This is a genomic window from Mycobacterium sp. URHB0021, from assembly GCF_054057895.1.
The window spans coordinates 871,024-889,488 of record NZ_JBSRZT010000002.1 but is presented as its reverse complement, the minus strand read 5'-3'; the positions used below and the strand labels follow the sequence as shown (position 1 = coordinate 889,488).

Sequence of the window (18,465 nt, the reverse complement as noted above, 5' to 3'; positions counted from 1 at the left end):
CTAATCTCATCCCGGTGAGATTCGCCTTCAAAACCTCCCCGCAGAACACCACCTGGGCCGAGATGCTGCCAATCTGGCAGGCGGCCGATGACATCGAGGTCTTCGAGTCCGGCTGGACCTTCGACCACTTCTATCCGATCATGTCCGATTCCAGCGGCCCCTGCCTCGAGGGCTGGATCACGCTGACCGCGCTGGCGCAGGCCACCGAGCGGCTGCGGGTGGGCGTGCTCGTCACCGGTATCCACTACCGCCACCCCGCGGTGCTGGCAAATATGGCCGCCGCGCTGGACGTGGTCTCCAACGGTCGGCTCGAGCTCGGCATCGGGGCGGGCTGGAACGAAGAGGAATCGGGCGCCTACGGCATCGAACTCGGCACCATCAAGGAGCGGTTCGACCGCTTCGAGGAAGCCTGCGAGGTGCTGACCAGCCTGCTCACCAACGAGACGACGACCTTCGACGGCAAGTACTACCAGCTGATGGACGCGCGCAACGAGCCCAAGGGGCCCCAGCAGCCGCACCCGCCGATCTGCATCGGCGGCAGCGGTGAGAAGCGCACGCTACCGATCACTGCCAAGTACGCCGACCACTGGAACTTCGTCGGCGGTACGCCCGAGGAGTTCGCCCACAAGCGCGATGTGCTGGCCGCCCGCTGCGCGGACATCGGCCGCGACCCGAAGGAGATCACGCTGTCGTCGCACGTCCGGCTGACGCCCGAGCGCAACTACGGAAAAGTCGTCGAGGAGGCCGCTGCCCTTGGCAAGGAAGGCCTGGACCTCGCGATCATCTACCTGCCGCCGCCCTACGACCCGGCGGTGCTCGAACCCCTGGCGAACGAGATCACCAGCTCGGGCCTGCTCGACAGCAAAGATCGTTGACGATATAACGATTTGGCAAAGGCGAGATCAAGGGGCGCCACGGCGGCGGAACCCGGGGTCGGCGCGCGGGCTAGACGCCGTACCGAAGTAGCTCGTCGGCGGTGATCAGCCGCTCGGCCTTGGCTGGGAACTCGCGGCACTTCACCGGGTGGCGGAACAATGACCAGGCGATTCGACTCATCCGAGAACGTGACAGTGGTTTGATGTACACGTCGATCTCTCCCGCGTTGAACGAATAGCTGAACCAGGGCCTCACGTTACCGCAGCGCCCTCAGAGTGTCATTAGATACCGCAGAACTGGCAAACAGAATTAGGCGCGCCGATTAATCATCCGATGTTTTTAGAGTTGCGGATGTGACAAATGAGGTAACGCTCGGAGGTCCCTACCGCTGCGGGACGGCGGTGGGCTTGATCGGTGCGGGCAGCGCGGTCCGGCCCATCAGGTAGCGGTCGACGCCGGCCGCCGCCGCCCGGCCCTCGGCGATCGCCCACACGATCAGCGACTGTCCGCGGCCCATGTCGCCGGCAACGAACACGCCGGGGACACTGCTCGCGAAGTCGGCGTCGCGCGCCACATTGCCACGGTCGGTGAACTCGACGCTGAGACTGTTCAGCAGCCCTTCGCGTTCCGGCCCGACGAAGCCCATGGCCAGCAACACCAGGTCGGCCTCCATCTCGAAGTCGCTGCCGTCGACCTTCTCGAACTTGCCGGCCTTCATCGCGACCTCGTGACCGCGCAGGCCGGTGACCCGGCCGCCCTTGCCGGTGAACTCCTCGGTGTTGACCGAGTAGACTCGGTCGCCGCCCTCCTCGTGCGCCGAGGAGACCCGGAACATCAGGGGATACACCGGCCACGGCGTCGAGTCTGCCCTGGTCTCGGGCGGGCGGGGCATGATCTCGAACTGATGCACGCTCTTGCAGCCGTGGCGGTGCACCGTGCCAAGGCAATCGGCGCCGGTGTCGCCGCCGCCGATGATGATGACCTTCTTGCCCTTTGCATGGATCGGCGGCAGGCCCTCGGCGTCGACCACCGCGTCGCCCTGTTGCACGCGGTTGGACCACGGCAAAAACTCCATCGCCTGATGGATGCCGTCCAGTTCGCGCCCCGGGATCGGCAGATCGCGCCATGCCGTCGCACCGCCGGCCAGCACCACCGCGTCGAAATCGGCGCGGAGCTGCGCGGCCGTGATGTCCACGCCGACGTTCACGCCCGCCCGGAACTGGGTGCCCTCGGCCTTCATCTGTTCCAGACGGCGGTCGATGTGGCGCTTCTCCATCTTGAACTCGGGGATGCCGTAGCGCAGCAGGCCGCCGATGCGGTCCTCGCGCTCGAACACCGTGACCGCGTGGCCGGCGCGGGTCAGCTGCTGGGCGGCGGCCAGCCCGGCCGGGCCGGAGCCGACGACGGCGACCGTCTTACCGGTCAGCCGGTCGGGCGGCAGCGGTACCACCCAGCCCTCGTCGAAGGCGTTGTCGATGATCTCGACCTCGACCTGTTTGATGGTCACCGGGTCCTGGTTGATGCCGAGCACGCAGGACCCCTCGCACGGTGCCGGGCAGAGCCGGCCGGTGAACTCGGGGAAGTTGTTGGTGGCGTGCAGCCGCTCGATGGCGTCACGCCAGCGATCCGTGCGCACCAGGTCGTTCCACTCGGGAATAAGATTGCCCAGCGGACAACCGTTGTGGCAGAACGGGATACCGCAGTCCATGCAGCGCCCCGCCTGTTCGCGCAGCGTGTCGTGGGAGAAGTCCTCGTAGACCTCTTTCCAGTCGAGCAGCCGCAGGGGGACCGGCCGCCGCTGCGGGGTCTCACGCTGGGTGTGTTTGAGGAAGCCGCGGGGGTCAGGCATTCGCCGCCGCCATGATCGCCTCGTCGACGTCGGACCCGGTACTTTCCGCCTTGGCGATCGCCTCCAGCACGCGCCTGAAGTCGCGCGGCATCACTTTCACGAAGTTCGTCAGTTCAGTATCCCAGTCAGCCAGAATGCGTTGTCCCACCGCGGAATCGGTGGCATCGGTGTGTGCCGCGACAGCGCCGCGCAACCAGTCCACATCGTCGTCGGCGAGGCCTTCGAGCTCCACCATCTCGGGGTTGAGAACGTCGGGCAGCGTGCCGTGGGGATCGTAGACGTAGGCGATACCGCCCGACATGCCCGCCGCGAAGTTGCGTCCCGTTGGCCCGAGGATGGCGACCTTGCCGCCGGTCATGTACTCGCAGCCGTGATCACCGACACCCTCCACCACCGCGTGCGCACCGGAGTTACGGACCGCGAACCGCTCGCCCACCTGACCCCGGATGAAGACCTCACCGCTGGTGGCACCGAACAGGATCACGTTGCCCGCGATGATGTTGTCCTCGGCGACGTAGTCCGCGGGCGCGTCATCGGACGGACGCACCACGATCCGTCCGCCGGACAACCCCTTGCCCACGTAGTCGTTGGCGTCCCCGTACACCCGCAGCGTGATGCCCTTGGGCACGAAGGCCCCGAAGCTGTTGCCCGCGGATCCGTCGAACGTGATGTCGATGGTGCCGTCCGGAAGACCCTGACCACCATAGGCTTTGGTGACTTCGTGCCCGAGCATCGTGCCGACCGTCCGGTTGACGTTGGCGATGTTGGTGCCGAACCGCACCGCGGTGCCGGAGTCCAGCGCCTCCCGGCACATCACGATCAACTGCTGGTCGAGCGCCTTGTCCAGCCCGTGGTCCTGACGGGAACTGCAGTACAGGTCCTGGTTCATGAACGCCGACTCGGGCTCGTGCAGCACCGGCGACAGGTCCAGCTTGTAGGCCTTCCAGTGCTCGGCGGCCTGGGTGGTGTCCAGCGAGCCGACCTGCCCGACCATCTCGTTGACGGTGCGGAACCCCAACTGCGCCATCATTTCCCGAACTTCCTCTGCGATGAAGAGGAAGAAGTTCTCGACGAATTCGGGCTTGCCGGTGAACCGGGCGCGAAGGGTAGGGTTCTGCGTGGCGACGCCGACGGGACAGGTGTCGAGGTGACACACCCGCATCATGATGCAGCCGGACACCACCAGCGGCGCGGTGGCGAAGCCGAACTCCTCGGCGCCGAGCAATGCGGCGACCACGACGTCACGTCCGGTCTTCAACTGGCCGTCGACCTGGACCACAATCCGGTCGCGTAACCCGTTGAGCAGCAACGTCTGCTGCGTTTCGGCTAGGCCGAGTTCCCACGGCGCGCCCGCGTGCTTCTGCGAGGTCAGCGGCGTGGCGCCGGTGCCGCCGTCGTGGCCGGAGATCAGCACCACGTCCGCGTGGGCTTTGGACACGCCCGCGGCCACCGTTCCCACCCCGTTCTCGGACACCAGCTTGACGTGCACGCGGGCCTGCGGGTTGGCGTTCTTCAGATCGTGGATCAGCTGCGCCAGGTCCTCGATCGAGTAGATGTCGTGGTGCGGCGGCGGCGAGATCAGCCCGACGCCGGGGGTGGAGTGCCGGACCTCGGCGACCCAGGGATACACCTTGTTGCCCGGAAGCTGCCCGCCCTCACCGGGTTTCGCGCCCTGAGCCATCTTGATCTGGATATCGGTGCAGTTGGTCAGGTAGTGGCTGGTCACGCCGAACCGAGCCGAGGCGACCTGCTTGATCGCGCTGCGCCGCCAGTCGCCGTTCTCGTCGTGCTCGAAACGCTTGACGTCCTCGCCGCCCTCGCCCGAGTTCGACCGGCCGCCAAGGCGGTTCATCGCGATGGCCAGAGTCTCGTGTGCCTCGGCGGAGATCGAGCCGTAGCTCATCGCACCCGTCGAAAACCGCTTGACGATTTCACTGGCCGGCTCCACCTCGTCCAGCGGGACCGGCGGCCGCAGGCCGTCCTTGAACTTGAGCAGGCCGCGCAGCGATGCCATCCGCTCGCTCTGGTCGTCGACCAGCCGGGTGTACTCCTTGAAGATCGGGTACTGTCCGGTGCGGGTGGAGTGCTGCAGCTTGAACACCGTGTCCGGGTTGAACAGGTGGTACTCGCCCTCGCGGCGCCACTGGTACTCGCCGCCGACCTCCAGCTCCCGGTGCGCCCACTCGTCGGGCCGGTCCAGATAGGCCAGCGCGTGCCGGGTGGAGACGTCATCGGCGATGTCGTCGAGATCGATGCCGCCGGTCGGGCAGCTCAGGCCGGTGAAGTACTCGTCGAGGATCTGCTGGCTGATACCGATGGCCTGGAAAAGTTGGGCGCCGGTGTAGGACGCCAGCGTCGAGATGCCCATCTTGGACATCACCTTCAGCACGCCCTTGCCCGCCGCCTTGACGTAGTTTGCCTTCGCCTGGTCGCTGCTGATCCCGGTGATCACGCCCCGATCGACCATGTCCTCGATCGACTCGAACGCCATGTACGGATTGATCGCGGCCGCGCCGAAACCGACCAGGCAGGCCATGTGGTGCACCTCGCGGGCATCGCCGGCCTCCACGACGAGCCCGACGTGTGTGCGGGTGCGGTCGCGGACCAGGTGGTGGTGCACCGCGGAGACGGACAGCAGTGACGGGATCGGGGCCATCTGCTCGTCCGATTCGCGGTCGGACAGCACGATGATGCGGGCACCGTCCCGGATCGCCGCCGACACCTTGGCCCGCACGTTGTCCAGTGCCTCCCTGAGGCCCTGACCGCCGCGAGCCACCGGATAGAGACAGCGGATCACCGCGGCGCGCAGTCCGTGCTTGTGTCCCCGGATCTCGTGGTCGGGGTCGACACAGATCAGTTTCGACAACTCGGCGTTGCGCAGGATCGGCTGCGGCAGCACGATCTGGCGACACGACTCCGCGGTCGGATTGAGCAGGTCCCCCTCCGGCCCGACGGTGCCCGACAGGCTGGTCACCACTTCTTCGCGGATGGCGTCCAGCGGCGGGTTGGTCACCTGCGCGAACAGCTGCTGGAAGTAGTCGTAGAGCATCCGTGGCCGCTGCGACAGCACCGCGACCGGGGTGTCGGTGCCCATCGAGCCCAGTGCCTCGGCGCCATTGCGCGCCATCGGGGCGACCAACAGGTTGAGCTCTTCATAGGTGAAGCCGAAGATCTGCTGCCGCAACACCACTCGGTGGTGGGGCATCCGGACGTAGTCGCCCGACGGAAGCTCGTCGAGCTGGAACAGGCCGGCTTCGAGCCACTCCTGGTACGGGTGCTCGACGGCCAGTTCCGCCTTGATCTCCTCGTCGTCGACGATGCGGCCCTGGGCGGTGTCGACCAGGAACATGCGGCCGGGTTGCAGCCGCATCTTGCGCACCACGGTGGACGGATCGAGGTTGAGCACGCCGGCTTCCGACGCCATCACGACCAGGCCGTCCTTCGTCACCCAGATCCGGGACGGACGAAGGCCGTTGCGGTCGAGCACCGCGCCGATCACCGTGCCGTCGGTGAAGACCACCGACGCCGGTCCGTCCCACGGCTCCATCAAGGACGCGTGGTACTGGTAGAACGCCCGCCGCGCGGGATCCATCGACTCGTGCCGCTCCCACGCCTCGGGGATCATCATCAGCACCGCGTGCGGAAGGCTGCGGCCGCCCAGGTGCAGCAGTTCGAGCACCTCGTCGAACCGCGCGGTGTCCGACGCGCCCGGGGTACAGACCGGCACGATCTTGTCGAGGTCCTGCTGGGTGCCGAAGGCCTCGGTCTTGATCAGCGCCTCACGTGCGCGCATCCAGTTCTCATTGCCGGTGACGGTGTTGATCTCGCCGTTGTGGGCGATCCGGCGGAACGGGTGCGCGAGCGGCCACGACGGGAACGTGTTGGTGGAGAACCGGGAATGCACGATGCCGAGCGCGCTGATAAGCCTCTCGTCCTGCAGGTCGAGGTAGAACGCCTTGAGCTGCGGCGTGGTCAGCATGCCCTTGTAGACAAAGGTCTGACCGGAAAGGCTTGGAAAATAGACGGTTTCGCGACCGGGACCGTCCTGGCCGGGTCCCTTCGTGCCGAGTTCGTGTTCGGCGCGTTTGCGCACCACGTACGCGCGGCGCTCGAGGTCCATGCCCGAGGCGCCGGCGATGAACACCTGACGGAAGGTCGGCATCGCATCGCGCGCCAGCGCGCCCAGCGACGAGTCGTCCGTGGGCACCTCGCGCCAGCCGAGCACCTCCAGCCCCTCGGCCTCGGCGATCTTCTCCACCGACTCGCAGGCCGTGGCGGCGTCCTTGCTCGACTGCGGCAGGAACGCGATGCCGGTCGCGTAACTGCCGTATTCGGGCAGATCGAACTCGACGACGGCGCGCAGGAACTCATCGGGAACCTGCAGCAGGATGCCCGCTCCGTCGCCGGTGTGCGGTTCGGCGCCCTGGGCGCCGCGGTGCTCGAGGTTCAACAGGGCCGTGATGGCCTTGTCCACGATGCCGCGACTGCGACGGCCGTGAATGTCGGCCACCATCGCCACGCCGCACGCATCGTGCTCAAACGCGGGGTTGTACAGCCCTTGACTACGGGGCGCCATTCCCACCTACCTTTTTTCGCACGTCTTGACGGAGCTTTCCCTGGGGCAGCCGTTGGTCACGGCTTTAGCCTGCCTCGCGATGGAGGTGCATTCGTGCAGCACTGAACGACGGCCCTTTTCCACTCGCCACAAGTGGAGAAAACGATATGACAAACACCGCCTGACATGCCAACTTAGCCCGACCTAAGTATTCTCGGCGGTCGGACCGGGGGCGTCGGCCGCCGAGGCCTGGGTAACAGACGAATAACGTTGCCGCTGTGAGCCTTTCATCCCACGGCCGAAGCCCGGGGCTGGGTGCGGGATAGATCACATTCTTGGTCCGTTCATCCCGAATGTTTGCTCAATTCCATAAACAAGTGTGTGCGCTGCAGAAAATAGACCACAGATGTTTGCGCAAAGCCTTCTCAGATTCTTAGAGAACCGTCCCGCACGCCGGGCTGGGGCCGGAGATCCAGCCGACGCAGCAGCTGGGCGTTCAGCGCCACCACCACCGTCGAGATGGACATCAGGACGGCGCCCACCGACATGGGCATCACAAACCCGATCGGCGCCAGCACGCCAGCTGCCAGCGGTACCGAGATCAGGTTGTATCCCGCTGCCCACCAAAGGTTTTGCTTCATCTTCCGATAGGTCGCCTTGGACAGCTCGATCACCGACAGCACCGAGCGCGGATCCGAGCTGGCCAGGACCACGCCCGCCGAGGCGATCGCCACGTCCGTGCCCGCACCGATCGCGATGCCGACCCCTCCCCCCGCGGCGGCCGCCGCCAACGCGGGCGCGTCGTTGACACCGTCGCCGACCATCGCCACCCTGTGCCTCCCGCTCGAACCCTCGTCCTGCAGCTGGGCCACCTTGGCGGCCTTGTCCTCGGGCCGCACTCCCGCGAACACCCGGTCAATTCCGAGTTCGGCCGCCACCGAATCCGCCACCGCCTGCGCATCACCGGTGATCATCACCACCTGGATGCCGAGCCGATGCAGTGCGTCGACCGCCTGTCGCGACTCCTCACGCACCTCGTCGGCGAGCGCCAGGGCGCCCACCACTTCGTCGTTGACGAGCACGTGCAGGATGATTGCGCCCTGCTCGCGCCACGGTGCCGCGTCGGGCACCTCGCCCCGGCCGGCCTCCTCGAGCAGCCGTGGGCCGCCGACCCGGACCCGGTGGCCGTCGACGGAAGCGGTCACGCCCACGGCCGGTGACGAGCTGAAGTCCGAGGAAGACGACACCGTCAGGCCACGGCGGTGGGCCGCCTCGACGATGGCCCGGGCCAGCGGATGCTCGGAGTCCGATTCGGCGGCGGCCGCCAGCGCCAGCACCTCCGCCTCGGAGCGGTCACCTGTCGTCGCGATGGCGGTGACCGTCGGCTCGCCCTTGGTCAGGGTGCCGGTCTTGTCGAACAGCACGGCGCCGACGGTGCGCATGTTCTCCAGCGCCAGGCGGTCCTTGATCAGCACCCCACCGCGGGCGGCCCGCTCCGTCGCGATCGACACCACCAGCGGAATGGCCAGGCCCAACGCGTGCGGGCAGGCGATCACCAGCACCGTGATGGTCCGCACCACGGCCTCGGCCGGCTGGCCGGTGAACGCCCACACGATCGCGGTGATGACCGCCGCGCTCAGGGCAAACCAGAACAGCCAGCCCGCGGCCCTGTCCGCGAGCCGCTGGGCCCGCGACGACGAGTTCTGCGCCTCGGTGACCAGCCGCTGGATCCCGGCCAGGGCGGTGTCGTCGCCGACGGCGGTCACCTCCACCCGCAGGCCGGAGTCGGTGGCGACGGTGCCTGCGACCACCGAATCGCCGACCGTGCGGCGCACCGGCCGAGATTCGCCGGTCACCATCGACTCGTCGATCTCGGCGGCGCCGTCGACGATCACGCCGTCGGCTGGCACGCTGCCGCCGGGCCGCACGATCACCACGTCAGCGACCACGAGGTCTGACGGCGCGACCGTCTGCACGCCGTCAGCGACGACGCGTTCCGCCTCATCGGGCAGCAGCGCAGCCAGTGAGTCGAGCGCCGAGGTGGTCTGGGCCAACGATCGCATCTCGATCCAGTGCCCGAGCAGCATGATCACGATCAGCAGCGCCAGCTCCCACCAGAAGTCGAGCTGGTGGTCCAGCACACCAAGGCTCGCGCCCCACGACGAGACGAACGCCACCGTGATGGCCAGTCCGATCAACAGCATCATTCCCGGTGCGCGAGAACGTATTTCGCTTATCGCACCGGTGAGGAACGGCTTGCCGCCCCAGAAGTACATCACGGTGCCCAGCACCGGCGACACCCACTGGGCACCGGGGAAGTCCGGCGCCCGGTAGCCCACGATCATCGCGAACATCCCCGACAGCGCCACAGTGGGAGCCGCGAGGACGATCATCACCCAGAACAGCCGGCGGAACTGCGCCACGTGGTCACCGTGGTCACCGTGGCCGCCGTGGCCGCCGTGGCCGCTGTGGCCGCTGTGGCCGCTGCCGACGTGCTCGGCGGGCGCCAGGTGCTGCGTGTGCTCGATCCCGGTCATGATCGCAAGTGTATACCCCCTGGGGGTATATGGCGAGTACCGTAACCGGCAGGCCGAGGCCGATGTCGTGCCCGCCGAACACGCCACTGGGACGATTCGGCGTGGTCTGCAATTGCGGCTAGCATCCGCTGCATGTCCGAGGCCCGCGATTCCATGCGGGGTTCGGTACGCATCTGCGCCACGTCGATCGTCGCGGGTGTGCTCATCGGCTTCGTCGGCGGCGCTTTTCGTTGGTGTCTACACAAGGCCGATGGCCTGCGCGTCGACCTTGTCGACTGGGCGCACACGCTGCCCGGACCAGGGTGGCTGATCCCCATGGCCGCTGCCGCGGCCTGCGCCACGCTGGCGGCGCTGATCGTGAGGTGGGAGCCGCTGGCCGCCGGAAGCGGTATCCAGCATGTGGAAGCGGTCTTTCTGGGTGAGGCGCGGCCTCCGCTCATCCGATTGGTGCCTGCGAAGTTCGTCGGTGGTGTGTTGAGTATGGGATCTGGGCTGGTGTTGGGCCGCGAGGGGCCCACGGTGCACATGGGCGCAGCGATCGGAGCCGAAGCGGCGCGGCGTGCCCGGCTACCCGATTCCGAGGTCAGGATGATGCAGACGGCGTTGGGCGGCGCGGGCCTGGCGGTGGCGTTCAACGCACCGATCGGCGGCACGCTTTTCACTCTCGAAGAGGTCACCAAGTCGTTTCGGCTGGAAACCGTTCTCGCGACGCTTTTTTCGGCGACCGCGGCGGTGGCGTGCTCCCGACTGATCTTGGGAAACCATGCCGATTTTCTCGTCGAACCCATTGGCGCTCCCGATCTCGCATGGCTGCCGCTCTTCGTCGTCTTCGGACTGCTGACCGGATGTCTGGGTGCCGCCTACAACGGGTCGGTGTTGTGGTTTCTCGACCACGTCGCCGCGATACGCCATGTCCCGACCCCGGCGAAGGCAGCCGTCATCGGTGCGATCATCGGCTTGGCGATGTTCGTGCACCCGCTCGCGGTGGGCGGCGGCGAGGACCTGATACAGCGGATCCTCGGCGGAGGACACATCGCCACATCCGTCGTCATCGGAATCCTCGCGGTGCGGTTCGTCGCAGGCCCCCTGTCGTACTCGGCGGCGGTGCCGGGCGGACTGTTCGCGCCACTGCTGGCCGTGGGTGCGCTGTGGGGACTCCTGTTCACCGGAGCCTTCGACGCGGTATGGCCCGGGCACGCATCGCAATTGGCGGTACCGATGGCGCTTGTCGGTATGGCGGCGTTTTTCGGGGCTACCGTGCGCGCGCCGGTGACGGGCATGGTTGTCGTCACCGAGATGACCGCCACGACCGAGACGCTCGTGCCGATGATGGCCGCGACGGCTGCCGCCGCGTTCGCCGCGTACGCCGTGGGATCGCCGCCGATTTACGACAGTCTTCGAGCGCGGATGCCCGACGAAGCGTCCATCGAGCGACGCGGTGACGACTAGGCCGGCAAGTCACTTCGAGCGCAACGGGCGAACAACAGGTCACGCGCGTAGGTCGCGAAAGTATCCGTCCAGCAACGATTCGGGCAAAACAGGCTCCTATCCTCCGCACCCGTGACACGCTCACCAACAGCGTCGTATCCAGTGGAGGGGTCCGCATGCAAGAACCGACAATGCTGCACCGACTGGCAGCGGAATTCATCGGAACGTTCTGGCTGGTGCTCGGCGGATGCGGCAGCGCGGTCTTCGCCGCCAAGTTCATGTCCTCCGACGGCACGGCGTTCGGGATCGGATTCCTCGGCGTCGCACTGGCATTCGGACTGACGGTGCTGACCGGCGTGTATGCCTTCGGCACCATCTCCGGCGGGCACTTCAACCCGGCCGTGACGCTCGGTGCCGCCCTGGCCCGCCGCGTCGAATGGAAGGCGCTGCCCGCCTACTGGGCGACGCAGGTGATCGGCGGCCTGGTTGCGGGCATGGTCATCTACATCATCGCCAAGGGCCAGGAGGGCTGGACCTCCACGGGCAACATGGCCGCCAACGGATACGGCGCGCATTCGCCCGGCGGCTACACCCTGGCCGCGGTGCTGCTGGCGGAGGTGGTTCTGACAGGCGTGTTCCTACTCGTCATCCTCGGCTCGACCGACGATCGCGCGCCGAAGGGCTTCGCGGGCCTGGCGATCGGGCTCACCCTGACTCTGATCCACTTGATCTCGATCCCGATCTCCAACACCTCGGTGAACCCCGCGCGGTCCACTGCCGTCGCGTTCTTCAACGGCGCAGGCGCGCCCGCTCAGCTCTGGGCGTTCTGGCTGGCCCCGCTGGTCGGCGCCGCCATCGCGGGCATCGCCTACCCGTACCTGTTCGGCCGGGACGAGGAACTCGCCGACCGCCCGGTCCGCGACGACAAGCTCGAGGTGGAGGACACCTCGACTACTTGACCGGGGCCTTCTTCTTGGCACGGCTGGCAGCGCCCTTCTCGGTGGTCTCCCCCTTGTTGGCCAGCTGACCGCCCGAGTTCTCGAGGTGCGCGCGCACGAACCACTGGAACTTCTCCAGCTCGCCGGCGTGCTCGATCATCATGTCCTGCGATACGAGGTCGAGATCGTCGAGTATGTCGATGGCCTTGCGGGTGTCCTCGATGACGCCGGTGTAGACCAGATCCAGCGCGGCAAGGTGCGCCTGGACGGTATCGCGCTCCACCGAGTAGTCGTCCCAGGTGCGGTCCTTGATGATCGCACCGGGCGTGCCTTTGGGCGACCGTCCCAGGGCCGCAATGCGTTCGGCCACCTCATCGGCGTACCCGCGCACCAGTTCGACCTGGGAATCGATCATCTCGTGCACACCGATGAAGTTCGGGCCGACGACGTTCCAGTGCACGTGTTTGAGCGTCAGATGCAGGTCGTTGTACCTGCTCAGCGCCTTCTGCAGCAGCTCGGCTACCTCGTTGCCCTCCTTGTTGGAAAGGCCCGGGATGGTGAAGCTGGTCATCGTGACTCCTTCGCGGCTCTGCGTTTTTTGCGACGTTCTTGTGCGTCTCCGGGTTCCGCGTCGTGTACCCCCGGGGCATAGCCGGTAATCGCGCGCGGCGAGTGACGTCAGCGTCCGCAGTGTCGTTGCGTGAGGACGCGAGGGCCCTGTGTGGTGACAGCGACGGTGTGCTCGGAGTGAGCGGTATTCGAGCCGTCCGCGGAGTGCAGAGTCCAACCGTCCGCATCCAGGGTCAGGCGATCGCTGCCCCGCGCCCACCACGGCTCGAGGGCAAAGGTCATCCCCGGTCGCAGCAGCAATCCCCGGCCGGCCCGGCCACGGTTGGCGATGTGGGGATCCTCGTGCATGGTGCGACCAACTCCGTGGCCGCCGAACTCGGTGTTGACCCGGTATCCCGCATCGGCGGCGACCTCGCCGATCGCGGCCGAGATGTCACCGAGACGGCCGCCGGGCAGCGCTGCGGCGATACCGGCGTCGAGCGCGCGTCGCGTCGATTCGACCAGGGCTTCATCGGCCGGGTCGGCATGGTCGCCGATGACGACCGTGACCGCGGAATCGGCCACCCAGCCATTGATCGACACCGCGAAGTCCAGGCTCAGCACATCGCCGTCACGCAGCACGTAGTCATGGGGCTTACCGTGCAGCACAGCGTCGTTGACCGACAGGCAGATGACATTCCGAAACGGGCCACGGCCGAATGACGGCGCGTAGTCCCAGTAGCAGGATTCCGCGCCTCGGTCATCGATCAACGCGCGGGCATGCTGTTCGAGCTGCATCAGGTTCACGCCGGGCTCGGCCTCGATCGACAACGTCGCCAGAGTTTCGGCGACGAATCCACCGGTCACCGCCATCTGGTCGATCTCCGCGGCGGTCTTGAGCTCGATCACGTTCGCCTCCAGGTGACTGCGGTATTCGTATACCGACCGCGACCGTACCAGCGCCGGTACTTGAATACCGACTATGCTTTCCCGATGGTCCGGGTGCCCCTCAGTTCCGAACAGGTGGAAGCCGGACGACGCCTCGGTGCGTTTCTCCGGGCCGCCCGGGCCGGTCGTGCCCCGGACGTGATCGCGCGCGCCGCCGGCATCTCGCCGGAGACCTTGCGCAAGATCGAGGTCGGCAGGATCCCGAGCCCCAGCTTCGGGACCGTGGTCGGGCTTTGTGATGCGCTTGGACTGTCCCTGCAAAGCGCCGTCGATGTCTGGCGGCCGACCGACGACAAACGGATGGCGATCTAGCGGCCCCGCAACAGCTAGATGCCCCGCAGGTTGGGAATCGCCTGCCGCGGCCCGAAACGTGGATTCGAGGCCAGCCCGCTCGCTTCGAGGAGCCGCACCGCGCGGTGGCGGTGCGGACGCAGCGGCTCGAGCAGTTCCCTCATCGCGGGGTCGTCGATCGGGTGACCGAGCAGGCTCCAGCCGATCATCTTGGCAAGGTGGAAGTCGCCGACCGACAGCGCATCGGCGTCGCCGAAGGCCCGTTGAGCGGTCTCGGCGGCGGTCCATTCACCGATGCCCGGCAGGGACATCATCGCCGCGCGGGCCTGCTCCGAGGTGCGGGTGCCGAGGCGCTCCAGCGAATCGGCGCGTTGCGCGCACCCCACGATGGTGCGGGCGCGGCCGGGGTCCACGTTGGCCAGGTGGAACTCCCAGGACGGGATGCGCCGCCATACCTCGGCCGCGGGCGGCACCCGCATGTGCGCCGGCGCGGGGCCCGGGGCCGGCGCCCCGTACTTGGTGACGAGGGCGCGCCACGCGCGACGGGCGTCCTTTCCGTAGACCCGCTGTTCGAGCACGGCGGGAACGAGGGCCTCGAGCACCCGGTCGGTGCGGCCGAGCCGCAGATGCGGCACCCGGCGCAACGCGGTCGCGATCGTGGGTTCGTCGGGCGCGAAGTCCGCCGGCCGATCGTCGGCACCGAGCTGGGCCGGCAGGGTTTCGGTGAATTCTGCTGCGCCGCTGCCCCATGCCTCGCAGTCGACGGTGCCCGGTGGCGTCCGAGTGATTCGCGCGGTGACCGGACCGGAGCGCATCAGGCTGGTTCGCCAGATCGCGCCGTCGGGGGCGTCGTGATAGCACGGGTCCGCGCGCCCGCGGCGCAACGGCGACAGTGTCAGACCGGGGCTGGCCGGTCCGTCGAAGACGACGCTGCAATCGACCCGGACCGAGCTGTGCACCGCACCAGGCTATGCGACGGCGACATCCGCCTTGTCCGGATAGAAGGCGATGTGCCCGGCGATCTGCGCGACGGCCGGGTACGGCTCCTGGTACGTCCAGATGGCGTCCTCGACCGTGTCGCCGGCGGCGGTGACGACGTGGTAGTAGCTCGCGTCGCCCTTGAACGGACAGTACGTCTCGGTGTCGCTGGGCCGCAACCGGTCGGCCGCCACATCGGCCAGCGGGATGTACTGCACCCCCGGATAGGTGGCTTCCTGCAGGGTCAGCGCGTCGTTGGTGTCCGCGACGACCTCGCCGTTGACGCGAACGACGACGTGCTTACCTGTCGGTTCGACGGTGATCGGATGGGCTTCGGTGGGTTCGAGTACCGGTCGGTCGGTCATATTCTGGGCAACGGTCGCCACCGGGCGTTTGTTCCGTCCATCCTGAACGAATCTCGGTGTGCGCAACTCCGCAGCGAAATTCACACGGCCTCAGCGAGATTGGCCACCGAGCGGCCGGCGCGTCGCGGCGATAGGCTCTGACCCGTGCTGGAAGCCCTGTCTCGGCGCTCCGTCCTTCGCGGCACGCTCCTCATCCCGCTCGGCGCGGCACTCGGCGGCGGTGCGCTGGCGCGGGCGAGCACCGGTCTCCTGCGCGACCGTCCGCACCTCACGCACGGGATCGCCGCGGGCGATGTCCACCAGGACGGAGCGTTGATCTGGGCCCGTTCCGACGCGCCGGCAACCATGCTCGTCGAGACCGCCGCCACCGAGAGCTTCGCCAACCCCGCGACGGTGCGCGGCCCACTGCTCACCCCGGACACCGACGGCACCGGGCGGGTGCGTATCACCGGGCTGGACCCCGGCCGGCAGGTGCACTACCGGGTCACCCTCGAGAGCGAGGACGGCGCCCGCAGTGAGCCGCTGACCGGAATGTTCACCACCGCACCCGCGGCGCCCACCGACGTCAAATTCCTGTGGTCGGGCGACGTCGTGGGGCAGGGCTGGGGGATCAACACCGACACCGGGATGACGGTGTGGTCGGTGATGGCCGACCGCAACCCGGACTTCTTCATCCATTCCGGTGACGCCATCTACGCCGACAACCCCGTCGAGGCCACCCAGCGCCAGAATGACGGCCGGATCTACCGCAATGTCACCGCAGCCGGCAAAGCACAGGTGGCGCAGGCTCTCGACGACTTCCGCGGCAACTATCAGTACAACCTCACCGATCACCACTATCGGCGGTTCAACTCCGAGGTCGCCCAATACATCCAGTGGGACGACCACGAGACGTTGAACAACTGGTATCCCGGGGAGCACCTGGGCGGCCAGAATCGCGCGGGTTACACCCAACTGGACGTCGACACGCTGGCCGGGTTCGGCTTCCGGGCGTGGAGTGAATGGCAACCCATCGACGTCCGCGAGTCCGTCGACGGCAGGGTGTACCGCAAGGTGAGCTACGGTCCCCTGCTCGACGTGTTCATGCTCGACATGCGCAGCTACAAGGACCCGAATCCCAACGACTGGTCGCCGTTCGGCCAGGACGGCATTCTCGGTGCGCGGCAGTCGCAATGGCTGATCGATTCGCTGCGCGGTTCCACGGCCACCTGGAAGGTCATCGCCAATGACCTGCCGCTGGGCATCGTGGTCCCCGACGCGATGACCGACCCACCCGTCGGGCCGAAATCCATGGAGGCGGTGTCACAGGGCGACCCGGGCGCACCGCTGGGGCGAGAGCTCGAGTTCGCGCGAATCCTGAGCGCCGCCAAGGATGTTCGCAACATGGTGTTTCTCACCGCGGATGTGCACTATACGGCCGCGATCTCGTATCAGCCCGATCGCGCTGCATACCAGGACTTCAGCCCGTTCTGGGAGTTCGTCTCCGGTCCGCTGAACGCCGGTGCGTTCCCGCAGAGTCCGGTCGACCCGACCTTCGGTGCGCGATACGAGTTCGTGCACGCGCCCGCCCAACCCAACGTTTCGCCCGCCGAGGGTTTTCAGCACTTCGGCGAGGTCTGCATCGACAAGGACTCCGCGACGATGACCGTGACCCTGTGCGACAGCACCGGAAAGACGCTCTGGTCCAAAGACTTCCCGGCCGCCTGAGGCCGCGGCCGGCTAGTGCGGCCGGCCGGCGATCCTGTCGGCCACGACGGCGATGGGTGACGTGCTCGATCGTCCCCGGTCTTCGTGCCAATCGGCCGCCTTGTACGCCAGATACATGCCACGCACACCCAGCCAGCGCAGCGGTTCGGGTTCCCAGTCGCGTGACTTATGCCCTACCCACGGCAACTCGGTGCGCGGGGTGCGGCGGTCGAGCACCAGATCGGCGAGGGTGTGTCCGGCCAGGTTGGTGGCGGTGACGCCGTGGCCGACGTATCCCCCGGCCCAGCCAAGGCCAGTCTTGCGGTCCAGGGCGATGCCGGCTTCCCAGTCGCGGGGGACGGCCAGCACGCCGCACCAGCCGTGCGCGATGGGGATGCCGCGGGTCTGCGGCAGAATCCCGTGCAGGATCGCGGTCAGGTGTGTGATGGTCCGCTGCGGCACCTGCCCGTCCCGGTCGATGCGCGAGCCGTACCGGTACGGGACGCTGCGGCCGCCGATCGCGATCCGGTCGTCGACGGTGCGCTGCGCGTAGAAGAAGCCGTGCGCGGTGTCGCTGAGGGTTTCGCGGCCCTCCCAGCCGATCGAATCCCAGACGTCGGCGGAGATCGGGTCGGTGGCGATCATCGAGCTGTTCATCGGCAGCCAGCGCCGCCGCAGCCGGGGTAGCTCCGCGGTGAACCCCTCCGTCGCGCGCAGCACGATCGGGGCGGTGACGGCGCCCAGGGGCGTGGTGACCCGCCCCGGCCGGATGTCGGTGGCCGGTGACAGCTCGTAGACGGCGACGCCGAGCCGCTCGACGACGTCGGCCAGGCCGCGAACCAGCCGGGCCGGCTGCACCCGGGCACAGTGCGGGGTGTGGTAGGCCGACACCACCCCGTCGAGTCGAATGCGTTGCGCGACTTCGGTGTTGGTCAGTGGGGTGATCCCGTCGACCTTCCAGCTGAGTTCTTCGTCGAGCTCCGCGGCGAGCCGGGCGGCCTGGGCCTGGTTACGGGCGATCTGCATCGTGCCGCCCTTGACGATGCCCGCGTCGATGTCCTCGGCTGCCGCGACGCCGATCACCTCGTCGACGGCGTCGTTGAGGGCCTGTTGCCACGCCAGCACGCCGTCGCGCCCGTACCTCTGGGCCATCCGGTTGCGGTCACCCGGCACCAGCCCGGACAGCCAGCCGCCGTTGCGGCCCGAGGCACCGAAGCCGGCGAACCTGGCCTCCAGCACGGTGATGCGCAGCGAGGGGTCGGTCTGCTTCAGGTAGTAGGCCGTCCACAGCCCCGTGTATCCGGCGCCCACGATGCAGACGTCGGCGTCGCGGTCACCCGGCAGTGCCGGACGCGGGGACGGGTATTTGACGAACCAGTTCGAGACGCGACCGTTGACGGGGGTGGACACTCCCCGATTCTGGCAGGGCTGACAAGCGAGGGTCGAACCCATGCCTCGGAGATGG

General features: G+C 67.6%; 13 protein-coding genes. 5 read left to right on the top strand and 8 right to left on the bottom strand.

Features of this window, described 5'->3' with window-relative positions:
- Positions 1-14 precede the first annotated feature (14 nt).
- Positions 15-875: an LLM class F420-dependent oxidoreductase gene (locus ACVWWN_RS06475; protein ID WP_457143154.1), complete on the top strand. Its 861-nt coding sequence runs from the start codon at positions 15-17 to the stop codon at positions 873-875.
- 383 nt (positions 876-1,258) lie between these two features.
- Here ACVWWN_RS06475 and ACVWWN_RS06470 read toward each other — a convergent pair whose 3' ends face one another.
- From ACVWWN_RS06470 to ACVWWN_RS06460, 3 genes are all read right to left on the bottom strand, one after another.
- The gene (locus ACVWWN_RS06470; RefSeq protein WP_457143153.1) at positions 1,259-2,725 is read right to left on the bottom strand and encodes a glutamate synthase subunit beta; all 1,467 of its coding nucleotides are present in this window, start codon (positions 2,723-2,725) and stop codon (positions 1,259-1,261) included.
- A complete protein-coding gene (gene gltB / locus ACVWWN_RS06465; protein WP_457143152.1) occupies positions 2,718-7,301 on the bottom strand; it encodes a glutamate synthase large subunit in 4,584 nt (1,527 codons plus the stop codon). Before gltB ends, ACVWWN_RS06470 begins: the two co-directional genes overlap by 8 nt.
- 404 nt (positions 7,302-7,705) lie before the next feature.
- Positions 7,706-9,817 carry a heavy metal translocating P-type ATPase gene (locus tag ACVWWN_RS06460; protein ID WP_457143151.1) on the bottom strand — a complete coding sequence of 704 codons (2,112 nt, stop codon included), beginning with the start codon at positions 9,815-9,817 and terminating at the stop codon, positions 7,706-7,708.
- 132 nt (positions 9,818-9,949) lie between these two features.
- Here ACVWWN_RS06460 and ACVWWN_RS06455 point away from each other — a divergent pair, with 132 nt between their 5' ends.
- Positions 9,950-11,266 (top strand): ClC family H(+)/Cl(-) exchange transporter, encoded by a 1,317-nt coding sequence (locus ACVWWN_RS06455; protein ID WP_457143150.1) that lies wholly within the window; start codon positions 9,950-9,952, stop codon positions 11,264-11,266.
- 155 nt (positions 11,267-11,421) lie between these two features.
- Positions 11,422-12,204 carry an aquaporin Z gene (gene aqpZ / locus ACVWWN_RS06450; RefSeq protein WP_457143149.1) on the top strand — a complete coding sequence of 261 codons (783 nt, stop codon included), beginning with the start codon at positions 11,422-11,424 and terminating at the stop codon, positions 12,202-12,204.
- Here the strand turns inward: aqpZ and ACVWWN_RS06445 are convergent.
- Both ACVWWN_RS06445 and map read right to left on the bottom strand, forming a co-directional pair.
- A complete protein-coding gene (locus tag ACVWWN_RS06445) occupies positions 12,197-12,754 on the bottom strand; it encodes a Dps family protein (protein ID WP_457143148.1) in 558 nt (185 codons plus the stop codon). The genes aqpZ and ACVWWN_RS06445 overlap by 8 nt on opposite strands.
- Before the next feature lie 107 nt (positions 12,755-12,861).
- Positions 12,862-13,641 carry a type I methionyl aminopeptidase gene (map, locus tag ACVWWN_RS06440; protein WP_457143147.1) on the bottom strand — a complete coding sequence of 260 codons (780 nt, stop codon included), beginning with the start codon at positions 13,639-13,641 and terminating at the stop codon, positions 12,862-12,864.
- Positions 13,642-13,725: 84 nt separating this feature from the next.
- On the opposite strand from map, the gene ACVWWN_RS06435 reads away from it, so the two are divergent.
- Entirely contained in the window at positions 13,726-13,992 is a 267-nt protein-coding gene (locus tag ACVWWN_RS06435; protein ID WP_457143146.1) for a helix-turn-helix domain-containing protein, read from the top strand.
- 14 nt (positions 13,993-14,006) lie between these two features.
- On the opposite strand, the gene ACVWWN_RS06430 is transcribed toward ACVWWN_RS06435, so the two are convergent.
- Together ACVWWN_RS06430 and ACVWWN_RS06425 are read right to left on the bottom strand one after the other, a co-directional pair.
- Positions 14,007-14,930 carry a DNA-3-methyladenine glycosylase family protein gene (locus tag ACVWWN_RS06430; protein ID WP_457143145.1) on the bottom strand — a complete coding sequence of 308 codons (924 nt, stop codon included), beginning with the start codon at positions 14,928-14,930 and terminating at the stop codon, positions 14,007-14,009.
- A gap of 9 nt (positions 14,931-14,939) precedes the next feature.
- Entirely contained in the window at positions 14,940-15,314 is a 375-nt protein-coding gene (locus ACVWWN_RS06425; RefSeq protein WP_457143144.1) for a DUF427 domain-containing protein, read from the bottom strand.
- A gap of 144 nt (positions 15,315-15,458) precedes the next feature.
- Here ACVWWN_RS06425 and ACVWWN_RS06420 point away from each other — a divergent pair, with 144 nt between their 5' ends.
- Positions 15,459-17,021 carry an alkaline phosphatase D family protein gene (locus tag ACVWWN_RS06420; protein ID WP_457143143.1) on the top strand — a complete coding sequence of 521 codons (1,563 nt, stop codon included), beginning with the start codon at positions 15,459-15,461 and terminating at the stop codon, positions 17,019-17,021.
- A 12-nt stretch (positions 17,022-17,033) separates the two neighbouring features.
- On the opposite strand, the gene ACVWWN_RS06415 is transcribed toward ACVWWN_RS06420, so the two are convergent.
- On the bottom strand, positions 17,034-18,452 hold the full coding sequence (locus ACVWWN_RS06415) for an NAD(P)/FAD-dependent oxidoreductase (protein WP_457143142.1): 1,419 nt from the start codon (positions 18,450-18,452) through the stop codon (positions 17,034-17,036).
- Positions 18,453-18,465 lie beyond the last annotated feature (13 nt).